We start from the raw sequence: 26,557 nt of genomic DNA, 5'->3' as shown, positions 1-26,557 counted from the left end.
GCAACCTCATCCACCTCTCACCGTCACGGGTGGGAGGTCGGCCGGCAGCAGGCGATGGTCGAAGGCGATCAACGGGTCCCCGGTGAGGGGGTGGTCGACCACGGCCGCCCGCACTCCGAAGACATCGGCCATCAACCGGGGTGTGAGCACTTCACGCGGCGAGCCGGAGGCGACCACGGCTCCGGCGTGCAGGACGTGGAGGCGGTCGCAGACGGACGCGGCGGCGTTGAGGTCGTGCAGCGACACGAGTGTCGTACGGCGCCGGTCGCGCAGCAGGGCGAGCAGCTCGACCTGGTGGCGGACGTCGAGGTGGTTGGTCGGCTCGTCCAGGACGAGGACGTCGGTGTCCTGCGCGAACGCCCGTGCCAGAAGCGCGCGTTGGCGTTCACCGCCGGACAGGTCCGTGAAACGGCGTCCGGCGTGGCCGGCCATGCCGGCGTCGGCGAGTGCCCGGGCGACGATGCCCCGGTCGGCGGCGTCCTCCCCGGCGAAGGCCCGTTTGTAGGGCGTACGGCCCATCGCGACGACCTCCCGCACGGTCAGCTCGAAGTCGCCGCCCCGCTCCTGCGGGAGAGCCGCCACATGCCTGGCCGACCGGGCCGGGGACAGCTCGCGGAGGTCGGTGCCGGCCAGCAGCACCCGGCCCGCGCTGGGCTTCAGATGCCGGTAGACGGTGCGCAGGAGGCTGGACTTGCCGCTGCCGTTGGGGCCGACCAGGCCCGTGATCTCCCCCTCGGCCGCCACCAGGTGGGCGCCCGCCACGACCGTACGTCCCGCGTAGGCGATGCGCAGGTCCTCGATGTCGATCCTCAACTGCCGCTCCCCAGCCGCCGGTCCAGCAGATACAGCAGGGCCGGAGCCCCGATGAGCGAGGTGACCACGCCGACCGGCAGCTCCTGCGTGTCCATGGCCGTACGGCAGACGATGTCGACCACGACCAGCAGCAGGGCGCCGAACAGCGCGGACAGGGGCAGGAGCCGGCGGTGGTCGCCGCCGACGACCAGGCGGCAGGTGTGCGGCACCATCAGCGCGACGAAGGCGATCGCGCCCGAGACCGCGACCAGGACGCCGGTCAGCACGCTGGTCACGGTGAACAGTTCGCGGCGCAGACGCGTCACGTCGACCCCGAGTCCGGCCGCCGTCTCGTCCCCCATCAGCAGGGCGTTCAGGCCCCGGGCGCGCGCTTGCAGCCACAGCCCGGCGGCCGGCACCGCCACGGCGGGCACCGCCAGCAGCTCCCAGTTCGCGCCGCCGAGGCTGCCCATGAGCCAGAACAGCACGCTGTGGGTCTGCTGCTCGTCCCCGGCCCGCAGCACCAGACAGCTGGTGAAGCCGGAGAGGAACTGCCCGATGGCCACACCGGCCAGGACCAGCCGCAGCGGCGCGAACCCCCCGCCGCGCCGGGCGACCGCCCAGACCAGTGCGAAGGTGGCCAGCGCACCGGCGAAGGCCGCGCCGGACAGTCCGAGCCCGAGGGCCCCGCCCGCGCCGAGGCCCAGCACGATGGCGGCGACCGCCCCGAGGGAGGCGCCGTTGGAGATGCCGAGCAGGTAGGGGTCGGCCAGCGGATTGCGCACCAGGGCCTGTACCGCCGTGCCGACGAGACCGAGTCCGGCGCCGACGAGTGCGGCCAGCAGGGCGCGCGGGACGCGGAGCTGCCAGACGATGAGGTCGTTCGTGCCGGGACGCGGTGCCTCGCCGGACAGCCGGCGCCACACCACGCTCCACACCTCCGCGGGCGGGATGGACGTCGAGCCCCAGGCCACGGCAGCGGTCAGCGCGGTCAGCAGCGCCACGCCCAGAAGGGCCGCCAGTGGTCCGGCGGGTCTGGTGCGCGCCTCCGCGGCCGTCGGGGCCGTGGCCACCGGGTTCGCGGCCACCGGGTCCGCGGCCTTCCGACGTAGCGGCGTGAAGGCCATCGTCAGCCGACCTTGCCCGGGTAGAGGGTCTTGGCGATCGTCTCGACGGCGTCGGCGTTCTCGACCCCGGCGATGGTGGTCTGCTCGGAGCCGATGCGCAGGAAGTGGCCTTCCTCGACCGCCTTGAGGCCCTTGGTGGCCGGGTTCGACTTCAGCCACTTCTCGGCCTCGTCGAATGCCTTCTTGTCCGCCGCCTCGCTCCCCCGGTTCCGTACCCCGAGCTGGATCCAGTCCGGGTCCTTGGCGATCACGTCCTCCCAGCCGGTCTGCTTGTAGTCGCCGTCGCAGTCGGCGAAGGCGTTGCGGGCGCCGGCCAGGGTGATCACCACGTTGGCGACCTGGCGGTTGCAGACGACGGTGGGCTGCTTGGTGCCGGCGTCGTAGTCGAAGAAGAAGAACGTCGGCCGCGCGTTCCGAGCGGTGCCGCCGACCGCCTTCCGTACGGCGTCGGTCTTCGCCTTCATCCCGGCGACGAGCTCCTTCGCCTTGGCGCCGGTGCCGGTGACCGCGCCGAGGGAGGTGATGTCGGCCTCGACCGCCGACAGGTCGGTGACCGCGCCCTTGCCGGTCGCGGCACAGGCGGTGGACTTGAGGTAGACGTGCTTGATCCCGGCGGCCTTGAACTCCTCCTCGGTGGGGGCGTCCCCCGTCCCGCCGCCCATGTTCATCGAGGTGAAGGTGTCGATGAACAGGTCGGCGCCGGAGCCGAGCAGCTTCTCCTTGGGGATGACGGTGTCGCTGAGGACCTTGATCTTCCGCGCCTGCGCGTCGAGGTCGCCGGGCAGGGTGCCCTTGCCGGGCGGGAAGCCGGTGCCGATCACCTTGTCGCCGGCGCCGAGGCGGAGCAGCAGCTCCAGGCTGGACGCGTTGCTGGTGACGATCTTCTTCGGGGCGCCGTCGAAGGTGGTCCTGGCGCCTGCGCAGTCGGTGACGGAGACCGGACGGTCACCGGACACGGCCTTCCCGGCCTGCCCCGCGCTCCCGTCCGCCGAGTCCTTCCCGCCGCCGCAGCCGGCTGCCAGCAGGCCGCCCACCAGGACGGCCGCTGTCGCCGTACCGCCCCACACACGAGAACGCGAACGCATCGAACAACTCCCGGATCCACTCGGCACGCGGGCGAACCTCCGTCACCCGGTCCAGTAGTCGAGCCGAACACGCCTTGAGTTCCCGGCCGGTTGGACGGGTTGCCACGCGGTCGCCTCCGGCCTTTCGGTCCCCTCGTTTCGAGGGGCAGCCGTGACGCGAACGCCATCCGGGCCCGCTCCACGTACGCCGCTGCCCGCATGCCGGCCTGCGAGCGGAACAGCCGGCGGGATCACCGCGTCGGCGTCGGCCGCCTCCGTCAGGCAGAGGCGCTGCCGAGGGTGTCGGGGCCGGACCCCCGGCACCCTCGTGCGGCGGGCTCAGGCTGCCGCCAGTGCGGTGGGCTGGTCCTCCTCCCCCACTGCCTTGAGGGCGTGGGAGGTGCCCGCATCGTCCAGCAGGTCCATCAGGGTTGCCCGGGCGCGGGCCACGCGGGAGCGGACGGTGCCGATCGGGCAGTCGCTGACCTCGGCCGCCTCCGCGTAGGGCAGGCCGACCAGCTGGGTGAGGACGAACGCCTCCCGGCGCTCGTCGGGCAGGGCGGCCAGCAGGTCCAGCAGGGCGATGCCGTCGTCGAAGCCGGGCAGATCCAGCGGCTGGGCCAGCTCGACGGCCATCTGCCAGTCCGGTACGTGGGACAGCCGGGGCCGGGCGGCGGCGTACCGGTAGCTGTCGATGACCGCCCGGCGGGCGATGGACAGCAGCCAGGCGCGCGCCGAGGAGCGGCCCTCGAAGCGGTGGAGGCTGCCGAGCGCGCGCAGGAACGTGTCCTGGGCGAGGTCGTCGACGGCCTGGGGGTCGCCGCACAGGTGGGCGACGTAACGCTGGACGTCACGGTGGAGGGCGCGCACGAAGTGCTCGACGGCAGCCGTGTCACCGCCGCGGGCGGCGAGCGCCCAGGCGGTTATCGACTCGTCGACCGATGCCGGTTTATCAGGATTGTCCGTCTTGCAGTGCGCATCGAGCAGGTCGGAGGTGATCACCTGGTGTCCTTCGCGGAATCCGTGATCCGGACCGGGGCGCGCGAGGGCGCGGACGGTCCGGTGAGTGGGGAGACGGCCCTACGGCAGGCAGGCGCGACGGCGTGATGACGCTACGGCGCGCACGCGGGCGTACGACCGGGGCCCGAGGCGCACACGGGCGGCCTCGGGAAACCAGCTGTCGTCAGATGACAGCGGTCCCCACGGGCGGTCCCCGAGAGGTGATCGCGTGGACGAGAAGACGCAGGCTCGGTGCCCGGTCCGAACGAGGGCGACGCGGGCCGACGCGAGGGCGGTCCGGGGCGGCGGGCAGAGCGAGCAGCAGCCGCAGTGGCGCCGCCAGCCATCCGGGCACGGCCCGCAGGATGCGGAAGGCGGCCTTCTCCCCGTACGCCAGCCACAGGCCGGTCAGGAGCGCGGCGAGCAGGTGGGCGGCGAGCATGCCGGACGACGAACCGCCGCCACCGTCCAGCGATCGCCCCAGGTCCGCCATGTGGTCCGTGGGGGACATGGGGGGCATTGAGCTCATGCCCGTGCTCCCCATGTCCATGGAGTCCATCCGCATGGAGCCCATGTCCATGGAGGCCGGCCCGCCCGACGTCGACTGCGCGAGGGAGAACGCCTCGTGCAGCAGCGTCTGGACGGCGACCACGACCGTCACGATCAGCGGCAGGCCACGTTCCCGGCTCGCCAGGCACCAGCCCGCGGCACCCGTCCCGGCCACTCCGGCGGCCAGTGCCCATACGGGCACGTGGCTGCCGGACATCATGACGTGGCCCAGGGCGGCGAGCACCACACAGACGGCCGCGAACACCGCGGCCCGTACTGTGCGAGAACACCACCCTGCTGTCATGGCGCCTCATCCTCGCACTCGGGCACGGTCGACATGCGGGGGTACGGAAATCCACGGGGGCCGACACTCAGTCCACAGCCTGTGATCCAGGTCATGCGCCGCTCGGGCGGACGACGACCGCGAGGGTCTCGATCGCCCCGCTGTGCTCGAAGCGCAGCGTGAACGACACGAGGTCGCCCGCCTGCCACCCCGCCTTGGAGCGCAGGACCGCGTCCAGCCCCTGGGGTGACATGGACAGCTTGCCGCCCGCGCGGACGGTGGCCGAGGACACGCCGTCCCGGACGGCGGCCGCGCTCCCGGTCATGCGGTGGCGGCTGAGGCCGATCTGCCCTCCGGTCGCGGAGGACGTCACCCCGACCAGCCGGTCGTCCGCGCCGCCGGTGTTGGTGATGTCGAAGAAGGCCGCCGTCTCCATGTTGTCGCCGTACGGCAGGAAGACCCGCCCCGATCGAACAGCGGTACTCCGACGACCGCTTCGAGATAGATGTGCGCGACACCGTCCGAGGCGGAGGTGACGAGGCCGAACGGCATCCGCATGCCGGGATCACCCGCGCCGCCGAGGAACAACGCGTACGCCGACCACGAGAAGGAGGCGGCCACGCCGAGGGACACCAGCGTGTCCATCGTGGCCGCCGAGTGCCGCAGCCCCCGCACGGCACGCGTGTGGAAGGGCCAGGCGCCCCACACGGCGACGGGCGCGGCGAGAACGAAGCACAGCCACTGCCAGTTGCGGAACTGAAGGCCGGGGGCCATCGACAGCACGAGCACCGGCAGCGCGAGCAGCGCGGTGATCAGCAGCCGGTCGCGTCCCTGCTCGGTGTCCTGGGACTCGTCGTCCTGGGACTCGGTCCCCTGGGACTCGGTCTCCTGGGACTCGTCGTCGTCCGCGGGGCGCCGCTTCCTGGGCGGCTCGGGGAGCGCGGCCGTGTAGCCGGCCTTCTCCACGGTCTCGACGAGTTCCCGGGGGCTGATCTCCGCAGGATGACTCACCCGGGCACGGCCGGTGGCGAGATTGACGGTCGCTGTGACGCCGTCCAGCCAGCCGAGCTTCTTCTCGACACGTTTCACACAGGCCGCGCAGGTCATGCCGCCGACGGTCAGATCGGTGGTCACCAGGGCGGTCACGGATTCCGCGGATTCCGCGCCCATCAGTGGCCTCCACCGTGCGCGCCGCCGGCGTCACCCATGTCCATGCCGTCCGCGTCGCCCCGGTCCCCGCCCATGTGCGCGCCGCCGCTGCTCGTTCCCGTGCCGTGCATGCCCGGCGCCACCGGACCGGCGGCGGCCCCGACGGCGTACGACACCGTGAACATCAGCGTCAGCAGCAGGAGGAAGCCGCAGAGCGCGGGCGGAGGCGCGAACCCCCGCGACACCGCACCCGCGCCACAGGAGGCTTGCCGGGACTCGTACATGCTTCAGGAGTCGGACGAGGCCGGCGGGGAGTTCCCGGGAACACCGGTCAGGAATCGAGAAGCGCGGGCGCCGGAGCCGCCTTTAGGGTGCATGTCGTGGCCGTCGCCCTTCACGCGGCCTCCACGAAGTGGAACCGGACGTACTGCTGGACGGAGACCTGAAGACCATGGCCACGAGCACGGACACACAGTCGCCCGCCTCGCACGTCGCCGACAGCCACGATCTGATCCGGGTGCACGGCGCGCGCGAGAACAACCTCAAGGACGTCAGCATCGAGATCCCGAAGCGCCGGCTGACGGTGTTCACCGGTGTCTCCGGCTCGGGCAAGAGCTCGCTGGTGTTCGACACGATCGCCGCCGAGTCGCAGCGGCTGATCAACGAGACGTACAGCGCCTTCGTCCAGGGCTTCATGCCGAACCTGTCGCGGCCCGAGGTCGACGTCCTCGACGGTCTGACCACCGTGATCAGCGTCGACCAGCAGCGGATGGGCGCCGACCCGCGCTCCACGGTCGGCACCGCCACCGACGCCAACGCGATGCTGCGGATCCTGTTCAGCCGGCTCGGCAAGCCCTACGTCGGCCCGCCCGGAGCGTTCGCCTTCAACGTGCCCTCGGTCTCGGCGTCCGGTGCGATCAAGGTGGAGCGCGGCGCCAAGAAGGCGGAGAAGGTCACCTTCAACAAGGTCGGCGGCATGTGCCCGCGCTGCGAGGGCCGCGGCTCGGTCTCCGACCTCGACCTGACCCAGCTCTACGACGACGGCAAGTCGGTCAACGAGGGAGCCTTCACCATCCCCGGCTACACCGGTGGCGGCTGGAACACCCGGCTGTACGCGGAGTCGGGCTTCTTCGACCCGGACAAGCCGATCCGTGAGTTCACGAAGAAGGAACTGCACGACCTCCTGCACCGCGAGCCGACCCGGATGAAGATCGCGGGCATCAACATGACCTACGAGGGTCTGATCCCGCGCATCCAGAAGTCGATGCTGTCCAAGGACAAGGAGGCGATGCAGCCGCACGTCCGGGCGTTCGTGGAACGCGCGGTCACCTTCGCCACCTGCCCCGACTGCGACGGCACCCGGCTCGCCGAGCACGCCCGCTCCTCGAAGATCGAGAAGATCTCCATCGCGGACGCCTGCCGGATGGAGATCAGGGACCTGGCCGACTGGGTGCGCGCCCTCGACGAGCCGTCGGTGGCGCCGCTGCTCACCGCGCTCCAGCAGAGCCTCGACTCGTTCGTGGAGATCGGCCTCGGCTATCTCTCGCTGGACCGGCCCGCGGGCACGCTGTCGGGCGGTGAGGCGCAGCGCGTCAAGATGATCCGCCACCTCGGTTCCTCGCTCACCGACGTCACGTACGTCTTCGACGAGCCGACCGCGGGCCTGCACCCGCACGACATCCAGCGGATGAACGGCCTGCTGCTGCGGCTGCGGGACAAGGGCAACACGGTGCTCGTCGTCGAGCACAAGCCGGAGGTCATCGAGATCGCCGACCACGTGGTCGACCTCGGCCCCGGCGCCGGTACGGCGGGCGGTACCGTCTGCTTCGAGGGCACCGTCGACAAGCTGCGCGGCAGCGACACCGTCACCGGGCGCCACCTCGGCGACCGCGCCTCGCTCAAGGACGAGGTGCGCGAGCCCACCGGTGCCCTGGAGATCCGCGGTGCCTCGGCGAACAACCTCCGGGATGTCGACGTGGACGTCCCGCTCGGCGTGCTCACCGTGATCACCGGTGTCGCGGGGTCCGGCAAGAGTTCGCTCGTGCACCGGTCGATTCCCGAGGACCTCGGGGTCGTCTCGGTCGACCAGAGCCCGATCCGGGGTTCGCGGCGCAGCAACCCGGCGACGTACACCGGTCTCCTCGAGCCGATCCGCAAGGCGTTCGCCAAGGCCAACGGGGTCAAGCCCGCGCTGTTCAGCGCCAACTCCGAAGGCGCGTGCCCCACGTGCAACGGCGCCGGCGTCATCTACACCGACCTGGCGATGATGGCCGGGGTCGCCAGCACCTGCGAGGACTGCGAGGGCAAGCGGTTCGACGCCTCGGTCCTCGAATACCGCCTCGGCGGCCGGGACATCGCCGAGGTGCTCGCGATGCCGGTGTCGGAAGCCCTGGAGTTCTTCGCCGAGGGCGAGGCCCGCACCCCGGCCGCCCACAGGATCCTCGAACGCCTCGTGGACGTCGGGCTCGGCTATCTCACTCTCGGCCAGCCGCTCACCACGCTCTCCGGCGGTGAGCGGCAGCGCCTGAAGCTGGCCACGCACATGGCGGAGAAGGGCGGCGGCCGATCCGTCTGCGTTCTCGACGAGCCGACCACGGGTCTCCACCTCGCCGACGTCGAGCAACTCCTCGGTCTGCTCGACCGGTTGGTCGACTCCGGCAAGTCCGTGATCGTCATCGAGCACCACCAGGCGGTCATGGCACACGCCGACTGGATCATCGACCTCGGCCCGGGCGCCGGCCACGACGGCGGCCGCGTCGTCTTCGAGGGCACCCCCGCCGAGCTCGTCGCCACCCGCGCCACCCTCACCGCCGAGCACCTCGCTTCCTACGTCGGCGCCTGAGCCGACGCCGATCGCGGGAAGCACCAGGGGACCGGAGCAGCCGGCGGGTCTCACGGGGGCCGCCGGCAGAGGCGCCCGCGAGGCCGGCACGAGTGAGGCAGCCCGGCGCGTGCGTGATCAGACGCGGGCCTCGATCGTGTCCTCCCCCTTGGGCGGGGCCGGGGCCGGGGCCGGGTGCCGCCGGAAGCCGGAGACCACCGCGTCCCGCGCCGACTCCCCGTGGACGTACGACTCCCGCATGCGCGAGACGAGGGCGTACGACAGACCGCCGCACGTCCACCACGCACCACCCGACCGGGTGGAGCCGCCTGTGTGTGCACGCCGCGGCCACAAGGACGCGATTCCTCCCACGTCGTAGGAACGACGCGACGGCGGTGCGGCAGGAGTGCCGCACCGCCGCCCGGCGGGTCCTGGTCCCTATGCGGAGGGGACCGCGTCGCGCGTCCGGCCGAGCCGTTCGCGGACCAGTGCGACGGCCACCACGGCGACGGCCACCAGAGTGGACAGGACCACCTGGTCGCGGCCGCCGCCGTCGGCGGTGTCGGTGAGCATGTAGCCGAGCACGAAGGTGATCAGGGCGATGGTGGCCCAGGTCAGGTAGGGGTAGAGCCACATCCGGACGATCAGCTTCTCGGGCGTCTCCCGCTCGATGATCTTGCGCATGCGCAGCTGGGAGAAGCAGATGACCAGCCAGACGAAGAGGGCGATCGCGCCGGAGGAGTTCAGCAGGAACTGGAAGACGGTGTCGGGCCACAGGTAGTTGAAGGCGACGGCGACGAAGCCGAAGACCACCGAGGCGAGGATGGCCGTGCGGGGGACGCCGCGGTCCGTGGTGCGGCCGAAGGAGGCCGGCGCGTCACTGCGGCCGCCGAGGGAGAACGCCATGCGGGAGGCGGTGTACAGGCCCGAGTTGAGACAGGACAGCACGGAGGTCAGCACGATGGCGTTCATGATCTCGCTCGCGTGCGGGATGCCGATGGAGCTCAGGGCGGCGACGTACGAGCCGTCCTTGAGGATCGCCGGGTCGTCCCAGCGCAGCAGCGACACCACGATGAGGATCGAGCCCAGGTAGAACACCGCGATCCGCCAGATCACGCTGTTGGTGGCCTTGGTGACCGCGCCGCGCGGGTCCTGGGACTCACCGGCGGCCAGCGTGACGATCTCGCTGCCCATGAAGGAGAAGACCACCATCAGGACACCGGTGAGGATGGCCCCCGGCCCGTGCGGCAGGAACCCGCCGTGCGCGGTGAGGTTGGAGAAGCCGGACGCCGGGTGGTCCGAGCCGGGCAGCAGGCCGAAGATCGCGAGGGCGCCCAGCACGATGAACGCGGCGATGGCGACGACCTTGATGCCGGCGAACCAGAACTCGAACTCGCCGTAGGAGCTGACCGAGGCCAGGTTGCTGGCGGTGAGGACGAGCATGACGATCAGTGCCCAGCCCCACTGCGGGACCGCGGGGACCCAGCCGGCCAGGATCTTCGCGCCGGCGGTCGCCTCGACCGCGAGCACCACGACCCAGAAGAACCAGTACAGCCAGCCGATGGTGAATCCGGCCCAGCGGCCGAGCGAGCGGTCGGCGTAGGCGGAGAACGAGCCGGAGGTGGGGTTGGCCGCGGCCATCTCGCCCAGCATGCGCATGACGAGGACGACGAGGGCGCCGACGAGCGCGTAGGAGACGAGGATGCCGGGGCCGGCGGCGGCGATGCCGGAGCCGGAGCCGACGAACAGGCCGGCGCCGATGACACCGCCGATCGCGATCATCGACAGGTGGCGGTTCTTCAGGCCGGCTTGCAGGCCGGAGCCCGCCGGGGTGCTCTCGGCGGTCGGGCTGGGCTGGTCTGTGGCGGGGAGCGGGGGACGCGCGGTCATCTCGACATCCTGGGAGGCAGTGGGGACGAGGGCATGCGTCCGGAAATTAGTTCAGTACGATCTAAAAAAACAAGAGCTGTTCACCTTGTTTAAGTGTTCAGTGTGCTCTATTTTTCACGCATCCCCGCTCAGCAGGACGGTTAGGGTGACGCCGTGGCGAATGCAGCGGGCAAGTTCGGACCCTATGGCGGCGCGGACACCCGCCTCCTGCCCGGCAGGGGGCCAACAGGATCGGAACTCGTCCGGTCACGGATCGCCCTGCGGGTACGCCTGAAGGCCGTCTCCCCCGGAGACCGGCTGCCGGACGTCGGCGTCCTCGCCGAGGAACTGGGGATCAGTGAGATCACCGTGCGCCGCGCGCTGGAGGGAATGTGCCAGGACGGCCTGCTCGACCGCCGGCGGGGCCGCGCGGGCGGCACCTTCGTCGCACCGGACTGGGACACCGTCGTCGCCCTGATGCACGACCCCGACGAGGCGGCCGCGCTGGACGGCTTCCACCTGCTGCTCGAGTGCGGCCTGGTCGCCCACGGGGCCGGCGAGGTCCCGGCCGATCGGCTGGACGGCCTGCGGTCGCTGGTCGACGCGATGGACCTCGTGTCCGACCCGGCCCGGCTGGTCGAACTGGAGACCCGCTTCCACCTCGACCTCGCCGAAGCGCTCGGCGGCGCCGGGATCCGCGAGTTCGCCGCCGACCTGCTCGGCCGGCAGTGCCTGCTGCGGCCCGCTCCGGCACCCGACGAGGTACGGGCACGCAACCGCTGCCACGCCGACCTGCTCACCGAACTCGGCCGCGGCGCCCTGGGCCCGGCCGTGCGCGCCGTCAAGGCCCACCGACACGCCCGCCCGGAATGACGCCGCATCGATCGCACCGCCCCACCGCAGAAGGAGCCGCCGCCATGCCTGACCTCGGAGCCGTCGGCCCGTCGTCGACATCGGGCCCCGCCGGCGGCACGCCCCAGCGCCTGCGCGGCGGCGTCCTCGGCATGGCGGACATCGCCGCCGCCACGATGGCCAACGTCGGCCCGGCCATGAGCTTCTTCTTCGGCTTCGCCTTCCTCGCCACCACCGCGGGGATCGCGTCACCGCTGACCATCGTGACCGCGGGCATCGCGGTCGCGCTGCTGGGCAACACGCTCGCCGAGTTCTCCCGGGCGCACCCCTCCGCGGGCAGCTTCATCACCTTCGTCGGCAAGACCTTCGGGCCGGTCAGCGCGGTGACCACGGCCCTGCTGGCCGGCCTCGGCTACATCATCGCGATGGCCTCCGTCATCGCGATCTCGGGCGGGTTCGTGCAGATCACGCTGTACCACTACACCGGCGTCGACCTGCCCTGGATCATCTGGACGCTGCTGCTGACCGGGCTGGCGGTGGTGCTGATGCTGCGCGGAGTGGTGGTCTCCACCAAGTGGGCCGGCTACTTCTTCGGCGTGGAGATGCTGGTGCTGGCCGTCGTCTCCGTCGCGGCGCTCGTCGAACACCGCGGCCACCTGTCCGCCGACCCGTTCCTGCCCGGCCACATCAGTCACGGCCTCAAGGGGCTGGCCGCGGGCTTCCCGCTGGCGGTGTACCTGTTCATCGGCTGGGAGAACTCGGCGGCACTGGCCGAGGAGACGGAGAACCCGCGGCGCAACGTCGGCCGGGCCGTGTTCTTCTCCGTCGCGATCATGACCGTGAGCTACGTCCTCTTCTCCTACGCCACGGTCACCGGCTTCGACTACGACGTGGCCAGGCTCGGCGACGCCCGCATCCCCTTCATCGACGTCGCCCACGACACCCTCGGAGGGCTCGCCTTCCTCGCCTACCTCGGGGGCCTGACCTCCACCCTCGGCGTGCTGATCGCCGGCATCAACTCCCAGGCCCGCCTGGTGTTCAACGCCGGACGCGAGGGTCTGCTGCCGTCCTTCTTCGGCTATGTGCACCCCACCCGCCGGACGCCGACCAACGCGATCGTCACCTTCACCGCCATCTCGCTGCTGATCATCGGGGGCTGGGGTCTGGGACATCTGCTCGGGGGCGGGCCGATGAACCCCGTGGTCTTCTTCGCCGAGTCCTCCAGCCTGGGCTCCATCCTGATCCTGCTGGTCTACCTCGCGTCCAACATCGCCCTGCCGCTGTACTACCGCCGGTACCGTCCGCAGGAGTTCCGGACGGTACGGCACCTGGTGCTGCCCGCGATCGGCACCCTGGCCATCCTGGTCCCGCTCTACTACCTCGCCAAGCCCGGTCAGCCCGCGCCGTACAACTGGTTCCCCGTCGCGGCACTCGTCACCCTGCTGGCCGCCGTCGGCTACGCCACGCTCCTGGTCCGCCGTGACCCGAGCCTGGCCGAACGGGTCGGTTCCGTCGTCGCCGACGCGGAGTGAGCGGGGTGCCGGGGTGCTGGGTGCCGGGGTGCGGGGTGCCGGGGCAGTTCTGCCCCGCTGCTTGTGGGCAGTTCTTTCCCTTGATCCACTCGCGCGAAAGTCGGACGTTGGGGGGAAGTCGACAAGCTAGGAGAAGCCATGCGTAATCGCATCGCCATTCTCGCCGTCGCGGCGGCCCTTCCCATGGCGGGCGTGACCGCGCTCGCGGCGGCGGGCCCCGCGGCAGCCGACCCGAGAAGCGGAGTGGTCACGGTCTCGGGATCGGTCGACGACTGCGCCGACGGGACCTCACCCGTCAAGGTGTCGATTACCGCGGGCTCGGAAACCCGGGTGGACCAGGGCACGGACCTGGCGGACACGAACAGCTACTCGGTCACCTTCACGAGCATCACCGAGAACGAGACGGGCGCGATGGCCACAGCGATCGTGAGCTGCGAAAAAGGCTCCTCCTACGCCGCGAAGAGCTTCACGGTCAAGCGGCCGAACGGCACCGGAACCAGCATGAACCGCGATCTCCAGTCGCCCGGCTGAGGCCCGTCAGCAGTACGGCGGCTGATTGGTCAGTGAGGCCGCCACCCGCATCCACACGCCGAACTGGCGGTAGAGGGAGGGCAGGCGGCCGCTCGCCCGGACGGTGCGGCTGTCGGTGGCGGTCACGCCGGGGATGCCCAGCAGAGTGGCGGCCACGGAGGAGGACTGCCAGCGGACGGCGAGGGTGGCGTCCCCGGCGGCGGTCCGGGCGATGCGAGGGCGGGCGGAGAGGGCGCGGGCGACCGCGTCCTCGATCTCCTGGCGCGCCTCGGCTGCGGGGCGCAGCCGGGCCGCGAAGCGGTCGTGGGCGTACTTCACGGGGGCCGTGACGATGCCGCCGTCCCAGTCCGTCGCCTCCGCGCAGGCCATGTCGTCACCGGAGAGGGCGACCACGGGCACAGCGAGCGCCGCCGCGGTGGCCTGGGCCAGACCGATCTCGCCGACCGGGCGGCCGTCCAGCCACATGTCCTCGATCTCGTGGCCCATGAAGCTGTGGCTCAGCACGCCGTGGACGCCGGCCCGGGCGTGGTAGCCGACGCAGACGACGGCGTCGTACTCATCGGTGAGCCCCTCCAGCATGCCCATCTGCTTGGGCTTGCCGCGGACCAGGCGGGCCGCCGGGTGCAGGGCCTCGGGCAGCAGGTTGCGCATGGGGCCGTGGGCGTCGTTGACAAGAACGGTGCTCGCCCCCGCCGCCACGGCGCCCCGGACGGCGGCGTTCACGTCCTCGGCCATCATGGCCCGGCCCCGCTCGTAGTCCCGCCCGCCCGGCTGGACGTCGTCCGCGTCGACCAGTCCGGTGACGCCCTCCATGTCCGCACTGATGTATATCCGCACGGTGCCCACCCTAGGGTGAACCGGACCCTACGTATTGTAGGTTCCCAACCGCCTCTGGGTAGAGATGGTCCCAGAGACGACCAGCAGACATTGATCAACGGCGGCGGTTCACACGTATCCGTGCCCAGGCATCTGTTCGACGGGGGAGATCATGCAGGACACACGGGAAGCGTGCCCACCACAGCCCGGCATGCCGCCGGTCGCGCGGGCGCTGGCGCCGACGGTCGTCGTGCTCGTGGTGAGCCTGACGATCGCCGCCGCCGGGGTGTACGAGCTGTGCGGGTTCGGGCTGCACAGCCTGGACCGGCGGCCGCACCTGTTCAGCGACGGGCTGACCACGGCCGGGGTGATCGCGGCCGTGGTGGCGGCCGGTGCCGCGGTGGGCAACCTGGCCTGGATACTGACGACGGCCCGGCGCCGCACGGACCACCGGACCGACTAGGGTCTGGCCGGTAAGGCCCGGCCCGGCGGGTGGGACCGGAGTCCCGGACCGGCGCACTACCCGCCGCACACGCCCTCGCGCACCCCCATCCGCGTGGCGCGATACGGAGGGTGCGGGACGGTGCACCTCTACCGGCAGTACCCTACAAAATGTAGGGTCTGCTGGTCTGCGGTGGCGCGGACGCGCGACGGACCGCGCGACCGGCTGCCCACCCGTCCCCATACCGCCCCGTCCCAAGGTGACCGGTCACCATGCCCCCACTGCCCGCACAGCAGTCGACCACGCACCCGCCGCGGCCCTCCGCCCAGCACTCCCCACGCCGTATGCCCGGGTTCCCCGGCCCGCGGCTGCGGGCACGGGCGGCCGCGGCCACCGTCTGGTACCTGCGGCTGCTCGCCGCGCTGAACATCGCCGCGGTCGTCTCCCTCCCCTTCCGCGAGGAGGTCCACGAGCACAACGCGGGCGAGTACTTCACGCCGTACCTCGCCACCGCCGGCCTGGTCTCGGCAGCGCTGGCCTCCTTCCTCGCACTCGTGATGCGGCGCCGCAAGCGCGCCGCCTGGGCCTTCAACCTGCTGCTCTCCGGCGCCCTCCTCGGGCTGTACACCCTCGCGCTCACCCGCGACTCCTACCGCGATCACCTGTTCAACTGGCTCTCCGCCCTGCTCACCGCCCTGTTCGTGGCCGCCCTGCTGATCGGCCGCCGGGAGTTCGACGCCATCGGCGACCGCTCCAACCCCAGGCTCGCGCTGGCCGTCGGCGCCGGCGGCATCCTGGTCAGCGCCACCATCGGCACCCTGCTCGTGGGCGCGACGAACAAGGTGCCCGGCGCCACGCTCCAGGACCGGATCGCGTACACCCTGTTGCGCGGCATCAGCGTCGGCCCGCTCGCCGACCGGGTCGACGCCGTGCACGCCCCCCGCTGGGTCGACGTGATCATCAACGTCCTGATCGCCGCGACCTTCCTCCTCGTCCTCTACGCCTGCTTCCGCGCCCCGCGCGGCCAGGCCCTCCTCGGCGAGGACGACGAACGGCGCCTGCGGTCCCTGCTCGACCGGCACGGCGAACGCGACTCCCTCGGCTACTTCGCCCTGCGCCGCGACAAGGCCGTCATCTTCTCCCCCAGCGGCAAGGCCGCCATCGCCTATCGCGTCGTCGGCGGCGTCAGCCTCGCCTCCGGCGACCCCATCGGCGACCCCGAGGCCTGGCCCGGCGCCATCGACGCCTGGCTCGCCGAAGCCCGCAGACACGCCTGGACGCCCGCCGTCATGGGAGCGAGCGAGGAGGCCGGCACGATCTACGCCCGGCACGGCCTGGACGCCCTCGAACTCGGCGACGAGGCGATCGTCGACATCGCCGACTTCACCCTCGAGGGCCGGGCGATGCGCGTGGTCCGCCAGGCCCACAACCGTGTCCGCCGGGCCGGCTACACCGTCCGCATCCGCCGTCACGAGGACATCCCCGAGGCGGAGACGGCCCTGCTCGTCGACCGCGCCGACCACTGGCGCGACGGCGCCACCGAACGCGGTTTCTCCATGGCCCTCGGCCGCCTCGGCGACCCCGCCGACGGCCGCTGCGTGATGCTCGAATGCCGCGACGCCCAGGGCGAACCACGCGCCCTGCTGAGCTTCGTACCGTGGGGCGGACACGGCCTCTCCCTCGACCTGATGCGCCGCGACCGGGACTGCGAGAACGGCCTGATGGAGTACATGGTGGTGGAGCTGCTGCTGCGCGCGGAGGAGCTGGGCGTACGCCGGGTGTCCCTGAACTTCGCCATGTTCCGGTCGGTGTTCGAACGCGGCTCCCGGCTCGGTGCCGGCCCGGTGCTCCGCCTGTGGCGGTCGGTCCTCACCTTCTTCTCCCGCTGGTGGCAGATCGAGTCCCTCTACCGCGCCAACGCCAAGTACCGCCCGGTGTGGGAACCGCGGTTCCTGCTCTTCGCCAAGAGCAGCGACATCCCGCGCATCGGCCTGGCCAGCGCGCGGGCGGAGGGGTTCCTCACGGCACCCGCCCTGCCGGGACTGCCCGGCCTTACGGGACGACGCAGGTCCGCACCCTGTCCGTGACCGCCGCGGCCGCCCCGGTCACGGTCCGACGCCCGCAGCCCCGGACCGGCGCCCCTCAGCCCCCGCCATGGGCCCCGCCCGCGACGCCGCCGCCCACCGTGAAGCCGATCACCGAGCCGCCGCCCTCGCGCCGGAACGCGAAGGGGGATCCGCCGTGTGCCAGGGCCACCTCCCGCACGATGGACAGACCGAGACCCGAGCCGGGCAGGGAACGGGCGTCGGCTGCCCGGTAGAAGCGGTCGAAGATGCGGATGAGGTCACCCTCGGTGACGCCGGGGCCGCGGTCGAGGACCTCGACGCGGACCAGGCCGGGCCGGGCCGGACCGGCGAGGTCGACCTCGATGGGGGCCTTGCCGTCGCGGTCGAACTTGGCGGCGTTCTCCACCAGGTTCGACATGGCGCGCTGGAGCATGCCGGGGCGGCCGTCCGTCGTCGTGTCGCCGCTCACCCGCAGGACGATGTCACGGCCGGTACGGCGCCGGGCCAGGCCCACCACGTCCTCGGCGATGTCGGCGAGGTCCACCCGCTGCGGCGGCTCGTTGTCGGACTGCCCGGCGGCGAGATCGACGAGCTCGTTGACCAGGTCGGTCAGTTCGCGGGCCTCCTGGGTGAGGTCGGCGACGAGATCCTCGCGGGTGGCCGGCGGGAGTTCGTCGATGCGGCGCAGCAGCGAGATGTTCGTACGCAGGGAGGTCAGCGGGGTACGCAGTTCGTGGCCCGCGTCCTGGACCAGGCGGCGCTGGTCCTCCTCCGACTGGGCGAGGCGGCCCAGCATGCGGTCGAAGGCACGGCCGAGGCGGCCCACCTCGTCGTATCCGGCGACGGGCACCTCGATGCCCAGCTGCCGGGTGCGGGCGACGTCCTCGGCGGCCGAGGTCAGGATCACCAGGCGGCGGGTGATGCGGCGGGCCAGCCACCAGCCGAACAGGCCCGCGGCGACCACGACCGCGGACATCAGCGCCAGCGTCCGCTGCTGGAGCGCCCGCAGGAGGTCCTCGGTGTCGCTGAACTCCTGCGCCACCTGCACCGCGCCCCGACCGTCGCCGAGCGCGACCGTCGCGATGCGGAAGAGGTCCTCGCCGACCCGGACGTCCTTGTGCTCGACCAGCTTCCCGGCCGCCGCCGCACCGGCGGTACTCCGGTCGCGGGCGGTGACGGGCAGTACGGGACTGCCGTGGTCGACGATCTCGCCCTCGGCGCCGAGCACCTGGACGTCGGTGCGGGCCGGCCGGACGACGTCGTGGCCGGGGCGGGACGAGGAGAAGTCGTCCGGCACCATGTCGTGCTGCCGCACCTCGTCCTGCACGTCCTGCACGACCTGCGTGAACACCGACTGCTGGTCGACGCGGACCAGGCGGGCGGCGGCACCGTAGGAGAGGATGCCGACGAGGATCGTGACGGCGGCGGTGACGGCCGCGAAGGACACGGCGAAGGTGGTACGCAGCGACACCAGCTTGGGCCGGCGCCGGGCCAGCAGCCGCCCGAGGCGGCCCACTCAGTCCTCCCGCAGCACGTAACCGACGCCTCGGACGGTGTGGATCAGCTGCGGCGCGCCGGGCTCGTCGAGCTTGCGGCGCAGATAGCCGACGTAGACGGCGAGGTTCTTGGAGCCGGGGCCGAAGTCGTAGCCCCAGATGCGGTCGTAGATGGTGGAGTGGTCGAGGACGATGCCCGCGTTGCGGACGAGCAGCTCCAGCAGCTCGAACTCGGTCCGGGTCAGCTCCAGCTCGCGCCTGCCCCGCCAGACCCGGCGGGCCTGGAGGTCCATGCGCAGTCCGGCGGCATCGATCTGCCGGTCGGAGATCTGGGGGTCGGCCCTGCTCGCCTCGGGGGTGCCGCCGTTGCCGCCCGCGGCACCCGCAGCGCCCGCGGTGACCGGGCTGGTACGGCGGAGCAGGGCACGCAGGCGGGCGAAGACCTCCTCGACGTCGAAGGGCTTGACCACGTAGTCGTCGGCGCCGGCGTCCAGGCCCGCGATGCGGTCGGCGGTCTCCACCAGCGCGGTGAGCATGAGGATCGGGGTGCGGTCGCCCTCGGCGCGCAGTACCCGGCAGACCTGGAGGCCGTCGATGCCCGGCATCATCACGTCCAGGACGAGGACGTCCGGCGGGGTCCGGTGCGCCTGCGCGAGCGCCTCGACGCCGTCGGCGACCGCCGTGACCTCGTAGCCCTCCAGGCTCAGGGCACGCTCCAGGGCATGACGGATGGCACGGTCGTCTTCGGCGAGCAGCACAGTCTGGGGCACGTTCCCAGTCTGCCAAGGCCTCCGGCGGTTCGGCCGGGGCGAGTGGGCCTACGATCACCCTTTTTACCTGGCTCTCACCGTGCGCGAGGCAACCACCTGGGGCCTGCCGCCCCCAGACCCCGCCGATCAGCCGCCGTAGCTGCGGGCAGTCGTGCCGCTGGGGCGGCACGGGTGGGCGGTGGGGGTCCCCCCGCTCGAGCGAAGCCGAGAGTGGGGGAGGCACCCCGTCACGCCGGGCTGCGCGACTCCCGCCCCAGCAGCAACCCCGGGTCAGCCCCTCAACGCCGCCAGCTGCTCCTCGAACGGCACCACCGCAAGATCGTCCTCGGCCTTGGCCGGACCGGTCCCCGACAGCCCCGCCATCAGCGCGGCCAGCTCCCCGCCGGCCCGTTCGATCCGCTCCGCCAGCCCCTCCGCACCCCAGTCCTCGGAGGCCGCGTACACGGCGGTCGGCACGACCACGGCTCGCAGGTAGGCGAACAGCGGGCGCATCGCGTGCTCCAGCACGAGCGAGTGCCGGGCCGTCCCGCCCGTCGCCGCGATCAGTACCGGCTTCCCCGCCAGCGCGTCCTTGTCGAGCACGTCGAAGAAGGACTTGAACAGCCCGCTGTAGGAGGCGGTGAACACAGGGCTGACGACGATCAGACCGTCGGCCGAGCCCACCGCGTCCAGCGCGTCCGCCAGCGCCCGCCCGGGAAACCCGCTGGTGAAGTTGTGCGCGATCTCCACCGCGAGGTCCCGCAGCTCGATCACCCGTACCTCCGCCGAGGTCCGCTCGGCGGTGGCGTTCGCCAGTCGGTCGGCCAGCAGCCGGGTGGAGGACGGGACGCTCAGTCCCGCCGAGACGACTACGAGCTTCATGCGACGGTCACCTCTTCCGAAGCGGCGGCGAGCAGGGACTGGTGGGTGGGCGCCTCCGGCACATCGGCCGGGCGGCCGACGGCGAACTCCTTGCGCAGCACCGGCACGACCTCCTCGCCGAGCATGTCGAGCTGCTCCAGCACGGTCTTCAGGGGCAGCCCGGCATGGTCCATCAGGAACAGCTGACGCTGGTAGTCACCGGCGTACTCGCGGAAGGACAGCGTCTTCTCGATCACCTGCTGCGGCGAGCCGACGGTCAGCGGGGTCTGGTCGGTGAAGTCCTCCAGGGACGGGCCGTGCCCGTACACGGGGGCGTTGTCGAAGTACGGGCGGAACTCCCGCACCGCGTCCTGCGAGTTCTTCCGCATGAACACCTGTCCGCCGAGGCCGACGATCGCCTGTTCGGGCGTGCCGTGGCCGTAGTGGGCGTACCGGGTCCGGTACAGCTCGACCATCTGCTTGGTGTGGTCGGCCGGCCAGAAGATGTTGTTGTGGAAGAAGCCGTCGCCGTAGTACGCGGCCTGCTCGGCGATCTCCGGCGAGCGGATGCTGCCATGCCAGACGAAGGGCGGAACCCCGTCCAGCGGACGCGGGGTGGAGGTGAAGCCCTGGAGCGGGCTGCGGAACTTGCCCTCCCAGTTCACCACGTCCTCCCGCCACAGGCGGTGCACCAGGGCGTAGTTCTCGATGGCGAGGTTGATGCCCTGGCGGATGTCCTGGCCGAACCAGGGGTAGACCGGGCCGGTGTTGCCGCGGCCCATCATCAGGTCCACCCGGCCGTCGGCCAGGTGCTGGAGCATCGCGAAGTCCTCGGCGATCTTCACCGGGTCGTTGGTGGTGATGAGGGTCGTGGAGGTGGAGAGGACCAGCTTCTCCGTCCGCGCGGCTATGTAGCCGAGCATCGTGGTCGGGGACGAGGGCACGAACGGCGGGTTGTGGTGCTCGCCGGTCGCGAAGACGTCCAGGCCGACCTCCTCGGCCTTCAGCGCGATGGCGACCATGGCCTTGATGCGCTCGCGCTCGGTCGGCGTACGTCCCGTGGTCGGGTCCGGCGTGACATCACCGACGCTGAAGATCCCGAACTGCATGGTCGCTCAACCTCCAAGTTGTTTACTGTTCAACTATAGCCCTCCAACGAGTCCCAGTGTCCGTGTATTCCGCCGGTCCGGCGGGTCCCTCCGTGCACAGTGTCAGGGGACGAGCACCAGCCGCCCCCGCACCCCGCCCTCCGCCAGCCGGGCGTGGGCCTTGGCCGCCTCCTCCAGGGGGTAGGTCTCCGCCACCCGCGGGGTCAGCACGCCCTCGTCCACCAGGCGGACCAGCTCGGCGAGCCGGGCCCCGTCGGCGCTCACCTCGACGGCCGTCGTACGCACCCCGCGGACCGGCGCGGGCTGGGCCTGCGGGATGACACCGACGTACACCCCGCCGTCCCGCACCCACTCCAGCGCGGACTCACCCAGCACCGCCGCGTCGAGCACCGCGTCGAAGCCCGCCGGCGCGATGCCGCCGGACGTGAAGTCGGCGGCCCCCAGGGAGCGCACGAACTCCTCGTCACCCTCCCGGGCCAGCGCGGTCACCGAGAAACCCTGGCGCGCGGCGAGCTGCACGGCGTACCCGCCGACCGCGCCCGCCGCGCCCGTCACCAGCAGTGACCGACCGGGCGCCGGCTCCAGCAGGTCCAGGGCCTGGGCGGCGGTCAGCGCGTTCAGCGGCAGGGTGGCCGCCTGCACCGCGTCCACCGTGGCAGGCGCCTTCGCCACCGCGTCCGTGGGCACGACCACGTACTCGGCGTGCGCGGCCAGCGGCTTCACCATGCCGTAGTCGAGCGCCACCACCTCGTCGCCCACGCTCCACGCGCTCGCCACACCCACCGCGTCCACCGTCCCGGCGACGTCCCAGCCCAGCCCGATCTGCTTGCCGGCCCCGCCGAAGGCCCCGGACCGCGTCCCCGCGTCCACCGGGTTCAACGCGCTCGCCGCCACCCTGATCCGCACCTGCCGCGCAGCCGGCTCGGGCACCTCCGCCTCCACGACCTCCACGGCCTCGGGCCCGCCGAACGTCTTCACCACAGCAGCACGCATGCCAACTCTCCCTGCAGGTTGGGTAGTTCACCTTTGTTCGCGGTGCTTTCCGACCGCTGCGACAACCCTAGGAAGAGCTACTATCCATTGGTAAGTAGTTACCCGAAGGTGCGTAGAGGACCCGGAGGAGAGCCCATGGCGACCATGACGGCGGCCCAGCGACGCGAACAGGCCCGCGCCGAGTACGACGCCTTCGTGCGCGGCTGCCCCACCAACCAGCTCCTCGGCAGGCTCAGCGACAAATGGGTCAGCCTGGTCGTCGCCGCCCTCTCGGCCGGTCCCATGCGCTACAGCGACCTCGGCCGCAAGATCGCCGGCGTGAGCCCCAAGATGCTCACCCAGACCCTCCGCTCCCTGGAACGCGACGGCATCCTGACCCGCACGGTCACCCCGTCCGTCCCGGTCCGCGTCGACTACGAACTCACCCCGCTGGGCCGCAGCCTCTCCCTCCTGCTGACCGCGGTGAAGAGCTGGGCGGAGACCCACTTCGACGAGGTCCACGCCGCCCGGGAGCGGTACGACACGGAGAGCACAGAGAGCACAGAGAGCGCGGAGAACACGGAGAACACAGAAGGCCCCGAGTAACCCCCGGGGGTCAGAACCGGCCCTCCCGGAGCCGGGCGATCTGTTCCCCGCTCAGCTCCACCGTCCGCCTCATGTGCCGGACGATCAGCGCGAGTTCGGTGTCGTCCAGGTCGTCGAAGAGCGTCTCCCAGGTGCCGCCGAGGCGGTCCCACATCCGCCCGAACTCGGCGATCTTCTCCGGCACGGTCGCCACCAGCACCCGCCGCCGGTCCACCGCGTCCCGCTCCCGGACGACATACCCCGCCTTCTCCAGCCGGTCCACCAGCCGCGTCGCCGACCCCGTGGTCAGCCCCGTCAGCTCCGCGATACGGCCGGTGGTGACCGGGGCCTCCTCCAGCGTGAGCAGATTCAGGCATTGCAGATCGGTGGGGTGCAGGCCGAGATGGTCGGCGACGGCCTGGTTGAACAGGGCGTACGACGCCATGTACCGGCGGGAGACCGTGGACAGCTCCGCCAGCAGCCGCGACCGGCCGCCCCCCGCACCGTTCCCGGACATGACCGCCCCTTTCGTCTGCGCCGTGCAGATATCGTAGGCGCAGCGGTCGCGCCAGCCCGATGCCACGACTCAGAACGCGTACGTGTCCCCGGTGGCCAGCACCAGCACCCGCGCCGCGTCATGCGCCTTGCCGGCGTCGGCGGCGCCGCCGTGCCACGCCGTCTCGACCTCCATCGTCACCTCCGACGGCTGCCCCTTCAGCCGCACCGAGAGGGCGATCTGCTCACCCAGTGCGTGCGCGGCCAGCGCCCCCGTACGGCACACCACCGCACGCTCGTCCGTGCGCGCGCACCCCGCCGGGAGCTGCTGAAGATCCGCGAGTGCCGCCGACCAGCGCAGCCGCACGCTCGCGTCTGGGACGGCGGACGGCCCGTCGTTGCGCGGGGTCAGCCATACGTCCACCTGGTCACCGACCAGCACCGCGGCACCGTGATAGGCCAGACCGGCCGAGGGATCGCCGGAACCGGCCCAAGCGGCCCCACCAGCCGTGACCACGGCCAGCCCGGCCAGCCCGGCCAGCCCGGACATGGTGACGCTCCGTAGACCCCGGCGACCCCGCAGACCCCGCACACCTCGCATGACACCACTCCTCACATATACGTACCTGACATATGCGTATCTACGGGATGTATGCCACGAGGAGCGGACGGCAGGCGCCATCCATCAGGTGACGCGACCGTGCGAAGCTGCGCCCATGCTCGTCCTCCGCTCCGCCGCTCTCTTCCTCGTCGCCGCCCTCTTCGAGATCGGCGGCGCCTGGCTCGTCTGGCAGGGCGTGCGCGAGCACCGGGGCTGGCTCTGGGCGGCCGGCGGCGTGCTCGCACTCGGCGCCTACGGATTCGTCGCCACCTTCCAGCCCGACGCCCACTTCGGCCGCGTCCTTGCCACCTACGGCGGGATCTTCATCGCCGGTTCCCTGCTGTGGGGCGTGATCGCCGACGGCTACCGCCCCGACCGCTGGGACATCACCGGCGCGCTCATCTGCCTCGCCGGAATGGCCGTCCTCATGTGGGCGCCGCGCAGCGGGGGCTGACCGTTCGCAGGGCGGACGGCCCCGCCGTGGGCCCGGCGCGGTCCCCTACCCTTGGGCACGGACCGATCACCGTACGCCCGAGGAGCCGCCCCATGGCCACCGCAGCCCCGTCCGCCGCCTCCCGCATCGCCGTCGTCACCGGTGCGAGCAGCGGAATCGGCGCCGCCACGGCCCGGCAGCTCGCCGCGGCCGGCTACCGCGTCGTCCTCACCGCCCGCCGCAAGGACCGCATCGAGGCACTCGCGGAAGAACTGACGGCGGCCGGCCACTCCGCGACCGCGTACCCGCTCGACGTCACCGACCGCGCGGCCGTCGACGAGTTCGCCGGCGCCTTCAAGACCATCGGCGTCCTCGTCAACAACGCCGGCGGCGCACTCGGCGCCGACCCCGTCGCCACCGGCGATCCCGCGGACTGGCGCACGATGTACGAGACGAACGTCATCGGCACCCTGAACCTGACCCAGGCCCTGCTGCCGAAGCTCGTCGCGAGCGGCGACGGCACCGTCGTGGTCGTCTCCTCCACCGCCGGGCACGGCACCTACGAGGGCGGCGGCGGCTACGTCGCCGCCAAGCACGGCGCCCACGTACTCGCCGAGACCCTGCGCCTGGAGATCGTCGGACAGCCGGTCCGCGTCATCGAGGTCGCGCCCGGCATGGTCCGCACCGACGAGTTCGCCCTCACCCGCTTCGGCGGCGACCAGGAGAAGGCGGCCAAGGTGTACGAGGGCGTCGCCGAACCCCTCACCGCCGAGGACGTCGCCGACACCATCAGCTGGGCGGTGACCCGCCCCAGCCACGTCAACGTGGACCTCCTGGTCCTCCGCCCCCGCGCCCAGGCCTCCAACACCAAGGTCCACCGCGAACGATGACACCCGACGACGACAAGGCACTGGAGCGACGCCGCCTCGACCAGGAGACCAAGGACGAGCGCAAGGTGTGGTACTTCCTCGCCTACTTCCTCTTCGGCATCCACTTCGTGGCCTTCGTCATGATCTACGCGGTACGCCATGCCCACTGAGTGCACACTGTGGTGTGGACAGACACATACCTTTCGACTGCCTGCACAACTTCCGTGACCTGGGCGGCTATCCGACCCCGGACGGCCGCCACCGCATCCGCCCCGGCCGCCTCTACCGCGCCGACTCCCTGGGCAGACTGACCGAGGGCACCCCCGACTGGGACCGCTTCCTCGCCCTGGGCATCGGCACGGTGATCGACCTGCGCCACGACTGGGAAGGGGAGGCGCGGGGCCGCATCCCGGCGCACGACTCCTTCGCGTACCACAACCTCAGCATCGAGCACCGCCCCTACGACCAGGCGGCCCTCACCCCCGACACCGCCCCCGGCCCCTACCTGGCCGAGCGCTACATGGAAGTCGCGGAGGACGGCGCCAAGGAGATCCGCGCGGCACTGGAACTGATCGCGGAGGCGGCCGAGTCGGACACCGCCCTGGTCTTCCACTGCGCCTCCGGCAAGGACCGCACCGGCCAACTGGCCGCCCTGGTCCTCTCCCTCCTCGGCATCCCCGAACCCACGATCATCGAGGACTACACCCTCACCGAGCTCGCCACCCCGGCCCTGCTGGCCGCCTGGCAGTCCAGAAACCCCGGCCGCACCCCCACCTGGCCGGCCTGGGGCCACGCCCCGGCCTCGGTCATGCGCCGGTTCCTGACCGCCCTCACCGCCCGCTACGGCTCGCCCGAGGCATACGTGACCGGCGCCCTGGGCCTGGACGCGGAGTCCCTCGCGGAGACCCTGCGCACCCACCTCCTGGAGCTCACGCCAACGACCTGGCCCCCGCTGACGTTCCGCAAGGCCACCCCCGCCGACCTCCCCGCCCTGGTCCGCCTCCACGACACGGCGGCCCTGTGGCAACTGGCCCGCGGCATCGACCAGTGGAAGCCGGGCGCGAAGGACGAGGCCCACTTCCGCGCACGCATGCGGGACGGCGAGGTCTGGCTGGCCCACAGCGGCGACCACCTGGCAGGCGCCTGGGAACTCTGGTGGGACGACCCGGCGGCCTGGGGCCCCCGCCCCCCGGACGCCGGCTACATCCACCGCCTGATGGCAGCCCCGCACACGGCTCCCCCCGGCACGGGCCGCCGCATGCTGGCCGAGGCGGAATCCCGCATCACCGCCGAGGGCCGCCCGTACACCCGCCTGGACTGCCTCGCCTCCAACCCGCGCCTACGCACGTACTACGAGGCGGCGGGCTACCGCGTCGCCGGCGAACAACCCTCAAAAGACGGCGGCTCGGGCAGCCCTTACGCGGTGACCCTGCTGGAGAAGCGGCTCGTTAACTCGCAGGGGTGAACATCGTCGATCACCCGAACAGCCTCTGAA

At 71.8% G+C, this 26,557-nt stretch carries 29 protein-coding genes; 11 read left to right on the top strand and 18 right to left on the bottom strand.

Going from position 1 to position 26,557, the window contains the following annotated elements; translation table 11 throughout:
- Window positions 1–6: 6 nt before the first annotated feature.
- From ACWGJM_RS23235 to ACWGJM_RS23200, 8 genes are all read right to left on the bottom strand, one after another.
- Complete coding sequence (locus ACWGJM_RS23235; RefSeq protein ID WP_453413593.1) at window positions 7–813, bottom strand: ABC transporter ATP-binding protein; 807 nt, start codon at window positions 811–813, stop codon at window positions 7–9.
- Window positions 810–1,919: a FecCD family ABC transporter permease gene (locus tag ACWGJM_RS23230; RefSeq protein WP_453413592.1), complete on the bottom strand. Its 1,110-nt coding sequence runs from the start codon at window positions 1,917–1,919 to the stop codon at window positions 810–812. Before ACWGJM_RS23230 ends, ACWGJM_RS23235 begins: the two co-directional genes overlap by 4 nt.
- Before the next feature lie 2 nt (window positions 1,920–1,921).
- Entirely contained in the window at window positions 1,922–3,004 is a 1,083-nt protein-coding gene (locus tag ACWGJM_RS23225) for an ABC transporter substrate-binding protein (protein WP_453413591.1), read from the bottom strand.
- A gap of 318 nt (window positions 3,005–3,322) precedes the next feature.
- Window positions 3,323–3,985, bottom strand: a complete 663-nt coding sequence (locus tag ACWGJM_RS23220; RefSeq protein ID WP_453413590.1) for a sigma-70 family RNA polymerase sigma factor — start codon at window positions 3,983–3,985, stop codon at window positions 3,323–3,325.
- Between the two features lie 181 nt (window positions 3,986–4,166).
- Window positions 4,167–4,835 carry a hypothetical protein gene (locus ACWGJM_RS23215; protein ID WP_453413589.1) on the bottom strand — a complete coding sequence of 223 codons (669 nt, stop codon included), beginning with the start codon at window positions 4,833–4,835 and terminating at the stop codon, window positions 4,167–4,169.
- A 91-nt stretch (window positions 4,836–4,926) separates the two neighbouring features.
- Window positions 4,927–5,250 (bottom strand): copper chaperone PCu(A)C, encoded by a 324-nt coding sequence (locus ACWGJM_RS23210; RefSeq protein ID WP_453413588.1) that lies wholly within the window; start codon window positions 5,248–5,250, stop codon window positions 4,927–4,929.
- Window positions 5,184–5,984 (bottom strand): cation transporter, encoded by an 801-nt coding sequence (locus ACWGJM_RS23205; protein WP_453413587.1) that lies wholly within the window; start codon window positions 5,982–5,984, stop codon window positions 5,184–5,186. The genes ACWGJM_RS23210 and ACWGJM_RS23205 overlap by 67 nt, the downstream gene beginning before the upstream one ends.
- Window positions 5,984–6,247 carry a hypothetical protein gene (locus tag ACWGJM_RS23200; RefSeq protein ID WP_453413586.1) on the bottom strand — a complete coding sequence of 88 codons (264 nt, stop codon included), beginning with the start codon at window positions 6,245–6,247 and terminating at the stop codon, window positions 5,984–5,986. The genes ACWGJM_RS23205 and ACWGJM_RS23200 overlap by 1 nt, the downstream gene beginning before the upstream one ends.
- Before the next feature lie 167 nt (window positions 6,248–6,414).
- On the opposite strand from ACWGJM_RS23200, the gene ACWGJM_RS23195 reads away from it, so the two are divergent.
- Window positions 6,415–8,805, top strand: coding sequence for an ATP-binding cassette domain-containing protein (locus ACWGJM_RS23195; RefSeq protein WP_453413710.1), 2,391 nt, complete (start codon window positions 6,415–6,417; stop codon window positions 8,803–8,805).
- Window positions 8,806–8,922: 117 nt separating this feature from the next.
- Here the strand turns inward: ACWGJM_RS23195 and ACWGJM_RS23190 are convergent, their stop codons facing one another.
- A complete protein-coding gene (locus ACWGJM_RS23190; protein WP_453413585.1) occupies window positions 8,923–9,045 on the bottom strand; it encodes a hypothetical protein in 123 nt (40 codons plus the stop codon).
- Window positions 9,046–9,222: 177 nt separating this feature from the next.
- Entirely contained in the window at window positions 9,223–10,674 is a 1,452-nt protein-coding gene (locus ACWGJM_RS23185) for an amino acid permease (protein ID WP_453413584.1), read from the bottom strand.
- Between the two features lie 153 nt (window positions 10,675–10,827).
- Between ACWGJM_RS23185 and ACWGJM_RS23180 the strand changes: the two genes are divergently transcribed.
- From ACWGJM_RS23180 to ACWGJM_RS23170, 3 genes are all read left to right on the top strand, one after another.
- The gene (locus ACWGJM_RS23180) at window positions 10,828–11,526 is read left to right on the top strand and encodes a FadR/GntR family transcriptional regulator (protein WP_453413583.1); all 699 of its coding nucleotides are present in this window, start codon (window positions 10,828–10,830) and stop codon (window positions 11,524–11,526) included.
- Between the two features lie 44 nt (window positions 11,527–11,570).
- A complete protein-coding gene (locus tag ACWGJM_RS23175) occupies window positions 11,571–13,037 on the top strand; it encodes an APC family permease (RefSeq protein ID WP_453413582.1) in 1,467 nt (488 codons plus the stop codon).
- A 138-nt stretch (window positions 13,038–13,175) separates the two neighbouring features.
- Complete coding sequence (locus tag ACWGJM_RS23170) at window positions 13,176–13,568, top strand: hypothetical protein (protein WP_453413581.1); 393 nt, start codon at window positions 13,176–13,178, stop codon at window positions 13,566–13,568.
- A 6-nt stretch (window positions 13,569–13,574) separates the two neighbouring features.
- Here ACWGJM_RS23170 and ACWGJM_RS23165 read toward each other — a convergent pair whose 3' ends face one another.
- Window positions 13,575–14,405 carry a M55 family metallopeptidase gene (locus tag ACWGJM_RS23165; RefSeq protein ID WP_453413580.1) on the bottom strand — a complete coding sequence of 277 codons (831 nt, stop codon included), beginning with the start codon at window positions 14,403–14,405 and terminating at the stop codon, window positions 13,575–13,577.
- Between the two features lie 151 nt (window positions 14,406–14,556).
- Here ACWGJM_RS23165 and ACWGJM_RS23160 point away from each other — a divergent pair, with 151 nt between their 5' ends.
- Window positions 14,557–14,847, top strand: coding sequence for a hypothetical protein (locus ACWGJM_RS23160; RefSeq protein ID WP_453413579.1), 291 nt, complete (start codon window positions 14,557–14,559; stop codon window positions 14,845–14,847).
- A gap of 251 nt (window positions 14,848–15,098) precedes the next feature.
- Window positions 15,099–16,913: a phosphatidylglycerol lysyltransferase domain-containing protein gene (locus ACWGJM_RS23155; protein ID WP_453413578.1), complete on the top strand. Its 1,815-nt coding sequence runs from the start codon at window positions 15,099–15,101 to the stop codon at window positions 16,911–16,913.
- 55 nt (window positions 16,914–16,968) lie between these two features.
- On the opposite strand, the gene ACWGJM_RS23150 is transcribed toward ACWGJM_RS23155, so the two are convergent.
- From ACWGJM_RS23150 to ACWGJM_RS23130, 5 genes are all read right to left on the bottom strand, one after another.
- On the bottom strand, window positions 16,969–18,408 hold the full coding sequence (locus ACWGJM_RS23150) for a HAMP domain-containing sensor histidine kinase (RefSeq protein WP_453413577.1): 1,440 nt from the start codon (window positions 18,406–18,408) through the stop codon (window positions 16,969–16,971).
- Window positions 18,409–19,146 (bottom strand): response regulator transcription factor, encoded by a 738-nt coding sequence (locus ACWGJM_RS23145; RefSeq protein WP_453413709.1) that lies wholly within the window; start codon window positions 19,144–19,146, stop codon window positions 18,409–18,411.
- 282 nt (window positions 19,147–19,428) lie between these two features.
- The gene (locus tag ACWGJM_RS23140; RefSeq protein WP_453413576.1) at window positions 19,429–20,019 is read right to left on the bottom strand and encodes an FMN reductase; all 591 of its coding nucleotides are present in this window, start codon (window positions 20,017–20,019) and stop codon (window positions 19,429–19,431) included.
- The gene (locus ACWGJM_RS23135) at window positions 20,016–21,107 is read right to left on the bottom strand and encodes an LLM class flavin-dependent oxidoreductase (RefSeq protein WP_453413575.1); all 1,092 of its coding nucleotides are present in this window, start codon (window positions 21,105–21,107) and stop codon (window positions 20,016–20,018) included. Before ACWGJM_RS23135 ends, ACWGJM_RS23140 begins: the two co-directional genes overlap by 4 nt.
- Before the next feature lie 102 nt (window positions 21,108–21,209).
- Entirely contained in the window at window positions 21,210–22,100 is an 891-nt protein-coding gene (locus tag ACWGJM_RS23130; protein WP_453413574.1) for an NADP-dependent oxidoreductase, read from the bottom strand.
- 135 nt (window positions 22,101–22,235) lie between these two features.
- Here ACWGJM_RS23130 and ACWGJM_RS23125 point away from each other — a divergent pair, with 135 nt between their 5' ends.
- Window positions 22,236–22,685, top strand: a complete 450-nt coding sequence (locus tag ACWGJM_RS23125; RefSeq protein WP_453413573.1) for a winged helix-turn-helix transcriptional regulator — start codon at window positions 22,236–22,238, stop codon at window positions 22,683–22,685.
- A 10-nt stretch (window positions 22,686–22,695) separates the two neighbouring features.
- On the opposite strand, the gene ACWGJM_RS23120 is transcribed toward ACWGJM_RS23125, so the two are convergent.
- A complete protein-coding gene (locus tag ACWGJM_RS23120; RefSeq protein ID WP_453413572.1) occupies window positions 22,696–23,181 on the bottom strand; it encodes a MarR family winged helix-turn-helix transcriptional regulator in 486 nt (161 codons plus the stop codon).
- Window positions 23,182–23,250: 69 nt separating this feature from the next.
- Window positions 23,251–23,709 carry a hypothetical protein gene (locus ACWGJM_RS23115; protein ID WP_453413571.1) on the bottom strand — a complete coding sequence of 153 codons (459 nt, stop codon included), beginning with the start codon at window positions 23,707–23,709 and terminating at the stop codon, window positions 23,251–23,253.
- A 166-nt stretch (window positions 23,710–23,875) separates the two neighbouring features.
- Between ACWGJM_RS23115 and ACWGJM_RS23110 the strand changes: the two genes are divergently transcribed.
- From ACWGJM_RS23110 to ACWGJM_RS23095, 4 genes are all read left to right on the top strand, one after another.
- Complete coding sequence (locus tag ACWGJM_RS23110; protein WP_453413570.1) at window positions 23,876–24,214, top strand: YnfA family protein; 339 nt, start codon at window positions 23,876–23,878, stop codon at window positions 24,212–24,214.
- 92 nt (window positions 24,215–24,306) lie between these two features.
- On the top strand, window positions 24,307–25,083 hold the full coding sequence (locus ACWGJM_RS23105) for an SDR family NAD(P)-dependent oxidoreductase (protein ID WP_453413569.1): 777 nt from the start codon (window positions 24,307–24,309) through the stop codon (window positions 25,081–25,083).
- Window positions 25,080–25,232 carry a hypothetical protein gene (locus tag ACWGJM_RS23100; protein WP_453413568.1) on the top strand — a complete coding sequence of 51 codons (153 nt, stop codon included), beginning with the start codon at window positions 25,080–25,082 and terminating at the stop codon, window positions 25,230–25,232. The genes ACWGJM_RS23105 and ACWGJM_RS23100 overlap by 4 nt, the downstream gene beginning before the upstream one ends.
- A gap of 14 nt (window positions 25,233–25,246) precedes the next feature.
- Complete coding sequence (locus ACWGJM_RS23095; protein WP_453413567.1) at window positions 25,247–26,527, top strand: GNAT family N-acetyltransferase; 1,281 nt, start codon at window positions 25,247–25,249, stop codon at window positions 26,525–26,527.
- Window positions 26,528–26,557: the final 30 nt, after the last annotated feature.

Source organism: Streptomyces sp. NPDC054834 (genome assembly GCF_053611185.1).
The sequence above is the reverse complement of the archived record's forward strand: the minus strand, read 5'-3'. Positions and strand labels throughout refer to the sequence as shown.

Bases quoted from the DNA above. Each gene is read 5' to 3' on its own strand.
- ACWGJM_RS23190 (WP_453413585.1), bottom strand. From the start codon at position 9,045: ATGCGGGAGTCGTACGTCCACGGGGAGTCGGCGCGGGACGCGGTGGTC.
- ACWGJM_RS23105 (WP_453413569.1), top strand. From the start codon at position 24,307: ATGGCCACCGCAGCCCCGTCCGCCGCCTCCCGCATCGCCGTCGTCACC.
- ACWGJM_RS23140 (WP_453413576.1), bottom strand. From the start codon at position 20,019: ATGAAGCTCGTAGTCGTCTCGGCGGGACTGAGCGTCCCGTCCTCCACC.
- ACWGJM_RS23100 (WP_453413568.1), top strand. From the start codon at position 25,080: ATGACACCCGACGACGACAAGGCACTGGAGCGACGCCGCCTCGACCAG.
- ACWGJM_RS23170 (WP_453413581.1), top strand. From the start codon at position 13,176: ATGCGTAATCGCATCGCCATTCTCGCCGTCGCGGCGGCCCTTCCCATG.
- ACWGJM_RS23160 (WP_453413579.1), top strand. From the start codon at position 14,557: ATGCAGGACACACGGGAAGCGTGCCCACCACAGCCCGGCATGCCGCCG.
- ACWGJM_RS23225 (WP_453413591.1), bottom strand. From the start codon at position 3,004: ATGCGTTCGCGTTCTCGTGTGTGGGGCGGTACGGCGACAGCGGCCGTC.
- ACWGJM_RS23210 (WP_453413588.1), bottom strand. From the start codon at position 5,250: ATGGAGACGGCGGCCTTCTTCGACATCACCAACACCGGCGGCGCGGAC.
- ACWGJM_RS23200 (WP_453413586.1), bottom strand. From the start codon at position 6,247: ATGTACGAGTCCCGGCAAGCCTCCTGTGGCGCGGGTGCGGTGTCGCGG.
- ACWGJM_RS23125 (WP_453413573.1), top strand. From the start codon at position 22,236: ATGGCGACCATGACGGCGGCCCAGCGACGCGAACAGGCCCGCGCCGAG.
- ACWGJM_RS23120 (WP_453413572.1), bottom strand. From the start codon at position 23,181: ATGTCCGGGAACGGTGCGGGGGGCGGCCGGTCGCGGCTGCTGGCGGAG.
- ACWGJM_RS23115 (WP_453413571.1), bottom strand. From the start codon at position 23,709: ATGTCCGGGCTGGCCGGGCTGGCCGGGCTGGCCGTGGTCACGGCTGGT.
- ACWGJM_RS23230 (WP_453413592.1), bottom strand. From the start codon at position 1,919: ATGGCCTTCACGCCGCTACGTCGGAAGGCCGCGGACCCGGTGGCCGCG.
- ACWGJM_RS23205 (WP_453413587.1), bottom strand. From the start codon at position 5,984: ATGGGCGCGGAATCCGCGGAATCCGTGACCGCCCTGGTGACCACCGAT.
- ACWGJM_RS23155 (WP_453413578.1), top strand. From the start codon at position 15,099: ATGCCCCCACTGCCCGCACAGCAGTCGACCACGCACCCGCCGCGGCCC.
- ACWGJM_RS23215 (WP_453413589.1), bottom strand. From the start codon at position 4,835: ATGACAGCAGGGTGGTGTTCTCGCACAGTACGGGCCGCGGTGTTCGCG.
- ACWGJM_RS23135 (WP_453413575.1), bottom strand. From the start codon at position 21,107: ATGCAGTTCGGGATCTTCAGCGTCGGTGATGTCACGCCGGACCCGACC.
- ACWGJM_RS23130 (WP_453413574.1), bottom strand. From the start codon at position 22,100: ATGCGTGCTGCTGTGGTGAAGACGTTCGGCGGGCCCGAGGCCGTGGAG.
- ACWGJM_RS23195 (WP_453413710.1), top strand. From the start codon at position 6,415: ATGGCCACGAGCACGGACACACAGTCGCCCGCCTCGCACGTCGCCGAC.
- ACWGJM_RS23110 (WP_453413570.1), top strand. From the start codon at position 23,876: ATGCTCGTCCTCCGCTCCGCCGCTCTCTTCCTCGTCGCCGCCCTCTTC.
- ACWGJM_RS23185 (WP_453413584.1), bottom strand. From the start codon at position 10,674: ATGACCGCGCGTCCCCCGCTCCCCGCCACAGACCAGCCCAGCCCGACC.
- ACWGJM_RS23175 (WP_453413582.1), top strand. From the start codon at position 11,571: ATGCCTGACCTCGGAGCCGTCGGCCCGTCGTCGACATCGGGCCCCGCC.